The organism is bacterium (assembly GCA_012517375.1).
In the GTDB taxonomy this organism is placed as follows: Bacteria; Hydrothermota; Tepidihabitantia; order B3-TA06; family B3-TA06; genus JAAYVC01.
This window is the reverse complement of the sequence record JAAYVC010000121.1, coordinates 1-4,019: the sequence shown is the minus strand read 5'-3', so window position 1 is coordinate 4,019 and position 4,019 is coordinate 1. Positions and strand designations below refer to the sequence as shown.

Genomic DNA, 4,019 nt, shown 5'->3' with positions numbered 1-4,019 from the left:
TTCAAAGTTTGTATTTTGGCCGGTAATCCTGTGGACCGGACCTATGAGGTGAACCGTCAAAATGCCTCTTGCAACATCAATAACTTTGGCAAAATGTGTAACAGGGCATCCGAGTGGTCGGTAACGAATGTAGGCATTTTTTAATGTATCAACATCAATTTTTCGATCAAAGGGATAAAGATCCTCGCGGCACGAGGGTTCACCTGGTAATGGTGAAAGTGTAAAATCAGCCTGGAGTCCGTCGATTAAGCCTTGGAGACCCGCGGGCTCAGAAGCTCTACCTGAATCGAGAAGCGGAGCATCAGTCTCTTTCCTGCGCAAAGCAGCTTCAGTATCGGAATTGTACCCGATTCGATTGAGAAGTTCTTCTATCTCAGTGATATTCGCCCTGAATCTTTCCGAATCCAGATGGGGACAGGCGGTAAGTAAAACCTTCTTCCCAAGCAAAGCATCTGCGAAATCCCTGCATTGTTTCGCTCCGCATTCGCCGCAGTTGTATCCCGGGAGTAGGTCGAGGATATCCTGCATCATTCGCCTTTGTATTCCGTGAATCCGTCCATGTGCCTCAAGACACCGATGTGGTGCTCTTTGGCCAGTCTGGTTTCTCCGGTGCATAGGGTGCATATAGCCAATGGAGCGTTGTGTCGCAAGTTGAGTTCGTGAGCGACATCGTGCATATTATCTATTATTTCTGCAAGTTCAGAGGAGCCTTGACCGGATAATCCGTTTGCCTCTATTATTCTGCATTTGGGATTTACTTCATGAACGCGTTCCCTGAAAACCTCTCTTTCAGCCTGCGATACTATATCGCCCTTAGTTGCTACAACAACGTCTGCAGTTGTTAGCATTGGACCAACCTTTAGCGGTGTGTTGGGTCCGGTGGTGACATCTATTACACAGACAGCAATACAACCGTCAGGATATGGGGCGCATCTTAAACACAGACCGGCTGTTTCATTGAAAACAACATCTGAATCCGATTCTTTTGCCCATTTAATCATCTCGTCGGTATTATATATGGCAAAATGATCTGGACACATATCCTTAGAAAGGCCGGTCCGGACAGGGATTCCGAGACGAGAAAACCTCTTGTCGTCATCTGTCCAAAGGCAATCGATTTTTATTACGGCAGGGAGAAGGCCATTTGATTTGAGGATTCGGATAGTATGCATTAAAACGGAAGTTTTGCCAGAGCCTGGGGTCCCTGCGACGACCACAAGTTTCATACGAGGCTCGGTTCCTCGACAAGTTTGCCTTGTCTTATTGTGTTGCGAAGTGACATGATATAATCATCAAGTTTTACGAGTTCAGACCATATTGATATCTCGCCCTGTGTGGTCTCTATTAGATGTCTTATGCCACCGTTGCGCATGACAATACGTCGCTTGGTCATTAAGGCAAGAACCGGATCATGGGTTACAACCAAGACTATTTTTCCCTCGGCTGTCAGCAAACTTAAGGCTTCCTTCTTTTTTATTCCCGCATTTTCGATTTCGTCAATCAGGACTATTGGAGAATCTGATACAACCGCGATGTCGGCGACCATCAAAGCCCTCGATTGTCCTCCGCTCAGGATTGTCAGTTGATGTTCTTTATGAATAGGCTCGCCTGTCAGCGTATTTGCTATATCAATAACCTTTTCAACCGTGTCAAAGGTACGATTCCTGCTCTTTGCATGCATTCTTATGAAGTCTCCTACTGACATATCGGCCAGGAAATGCATGTTCTGGGAAAGTTGAGCAATACGTTTCTTCCTGGGGTCAGTTCGTACATCCTTTTCTGGAGGTTCGCCGTTTATAAGGATTTTGCGTCTTGTATGCGTATCACCTTGTGCGAGCAGCTCGATGTCTGAAATCAAGGTGCTTTTTCCAGACCCGGTTGGTCCTACAATACCTATTATTTCACCAGGAAAGATAGTAATTTCATCCAAGTCCTCCCTTGCTCCTGATTTGTCAATTCCACAAATAATTTTCAACTCTCGAATTGTGTGCATAGAAATCTCCTTGGAATGCAATTTCATTAATACACAAATTATATGTTTGCAGGAGAAGGTGTCAAGTTAATTGAAAACTTTTTAAGTTAGCCTAGCTAATAGTCAACTCGATTAATTTATCAATCATTAAGTTAAAAGTTAGATGTTTTTGAAGGATACATTCAAGTATTCGTACACTTTTTTTGTTTTGATCAAGGATAAATTCTATCCATTAGACGTGGATAGGGTATAGTTTCCCTTATATGATGAATTCCTGTAATCCAGGCAAGGGTACGTTCCATGCCTATTCCGAAACCGGAATGTTCAAAAGAACCATAGCGTCTCAAGTCAAGATACCACTCAAGAGGTTCGCGCGGTAGATTGTTGGATTTTATAGCATTCTCGAGTTTCTTTAAGTCATCTTCCCTTTGAGAGCCTCCTATTATCTCGCCGTATCCTTCCGGGGCAAGTAAGTCGAAGTTTTTAACCAGCTGCGGGTTGTCTGGATCTTCCTTCATGTAAAAAGGGGCTGATTTTTTTGGGTATCGATGAACAAATACGGGTTTATTGAATTCCTTAGATATTATAGCTTCTTCATCCGCTCCAAACTTCTCTCCCCATACCATCGTAGTTCCCTTTTTATTCAAGAGCTCAATAGCGTCTGAATAGGATATTCTGAAAAAGGGTTTGGATAGATTCTCAAGTATCTTGATATGCTCATTGAATCCGTCAACCTTCTCGCCAAGAAGATTCAAATCATCTTTTCTCTTCTCCAGAATCCTCTTGACGACGAACAGAAGCATGTCTTCAGCAAGCTCCATATCACCATCAAGATCAAGAAACGCTACCTCGGGTTCAAGATGCCAGAACTCTGTCAGATGACGACGAGTTTTGGATTTTTCAGCTCTGAATGACGGTGCAAGACAGTAAACCTTACCGAAGGCGGCTGCCGCCGGTTCCATATACAGCTGACCAGATTGAGAAAGGTATGCCGCATCATCAAAATACTTTACTTCAAATAGCTCAGTAGTTCCTTCGCACGAAGTAGGAGTTATTATCGGCGGGTCAATAAGGATGAATCCCCTCTCTTCAAAAAAATCGTGAAAGGCACGAATCAGAGTATCCCTGCATCTAAGAAGGGCGTGTTGTCTGCGAGACCGTAACCAAAGGTGTCTGTGCGACAGAAGGAAATCGATACCGTGTTCCTTAGGGGTTATGGGATAGTCGATAGAGTCTGAGAGAAGTTTTAACGATTTGACCGTTAACTCTATGCCACCAGGAGCGCGTTTTTCTTCCCTTACTGCACCTGTAATCTCAACAGTAGCTTCCTGATTAAGTATATCAGCCTGATTGAATGTAGCTTCGTCTAATTGTGAAGCAACAAAGACACATTGGAGCAATCCAGTTCCGTCTCGCAGAATTACAAATCTTATTTTACCTGAGTCCCTTCGGTTGTAAACCCATCCTTTGAGGGCTACTTCCTCCCCTAGGTGGTTTTTGAGCTCTTCAATCCAAATCATGCGAAAAGTCTACAAAGGCTGTTAATTTTGTCAACACTTAGATACAGCTTTGTTATAAATTAAATTTGATTGATATTGATTGTTTTGGTAAATTATTGGTATTGTTGCAAAACAGCTACTTATTTTCCATTACGCAGCTCATCAGAGACACTCTTGTATTGACAAGACGTTTTGCAACCACTGAAAGAATCTCCTGTAATATTCGATAGCCCATACCGCAATTCCGAATCAGAAATTCGTGTAGTTGAAGGGCGTTCCATACGAAAAGCTTGGAATCCTTGGTGGCTTTTATGGTAGCCGTGAGTTTACCATCTTTGTACATGGAGGACCATCCCGAAATCTGACCAGGGCCAACTGATGCGATAGTCACTGGCATATGCTCGACTAGAGCCGCATTCGTAGAAATTTCCAACTGTCCATCGACAACCAGGTAAAACTCTTCAGCTTTTTCTCCCTCTGTCCCGAGGATAGTACCGGCCTTAATATTCCTTTCCTTTCCGATTTCAGCTATAGCCGTGCATTCAGCA

Annotated in this window: 5 protein-coding genes; all 5 read right to left on the bottom strand. The window is 43.5% G+C overall.

Going from position 1 to position 4,019, the window contains the following annotated elements; translation table 11 throughout:
• Nucleotides 1-531 (bottom strand): hypothetical protein (locus GX441_12685; protein ID NLI99494.1); only part of this gene is annotated, 531 nt, incomplete at its 3' end.
• The gene (locus GX441_12680; protein NLI99493.1) at nt 528-1,226 is read right to left on the bottom strand and encodes a hypothetical protein; all 699 of its coding nucleotides are present in this window, start codon (nt 1,224-1,226) and stop codon (nt 528-530) included. The genes GX441_12685 and GX441_12680, both read right to left, overlap by 4 nt.
• The gene (locus tag GX441_12675; protein NLI99492.1) at nt 1,223-1,993 is read right to left on the bottom strand and encodes an ABC transporter ATP-binding protein; all 771 of its coding nucleotides are present in this window, start codon (nt 1,991-1,993) and stop codon (nt 1,223-1,225) included. Before GX441_12675 ends, GX441_12680 begins: the two co-directional genes overlap by 4 nt.
• A 191-nt stretch (nt 1,994-2,184) precedes the next feature.
• Nucleotides 2,185-3,492, bottom strand: coding sequence for an asparagine--tRNA ligase (gene asnS / locus GX441_12670; protein ID NLI99491.1), 1,308 nt, complete (start codon nt 3,490-3,492; stop codon nt 2,185-2,187).
• A gap of 115 nt (nt 3,493-3,607) precedes the next feature.
• The coding region (locus GX441_12665) for a cyclic nucleotide-binding domain-containing protein (GenBank protein ID NLI99490.1) at nt 3,608-4,019 on the bottom strand (412 nt) is incomplete at its 5' end.

What these genes read in the sequence shown, in the direction of transcription:
- asnS (NLI99491.1), bottom strand. Translation starts at nt 3,492, where the DNA reads ATGATTTGGATTGAAGAGCTCAAAAACCACCTAGGGGAGGAAGTAGCC.
- GX441_12675 (NLI99492.1), bottom strand. Translation starts at nt 1,993, where the DNA reads ATGCACACAATTCGAGAGTTGAAAATTATTTGTGGAATTGACAAATCA.
- GX441_12680 (NLI99493.1), bottom strand. Translation starts at nt 1,226, where the DNA reads ATGAAACTTGTGGTCGTCGCAGGGACCCCAGGCTCTGGCAAAACTTCC.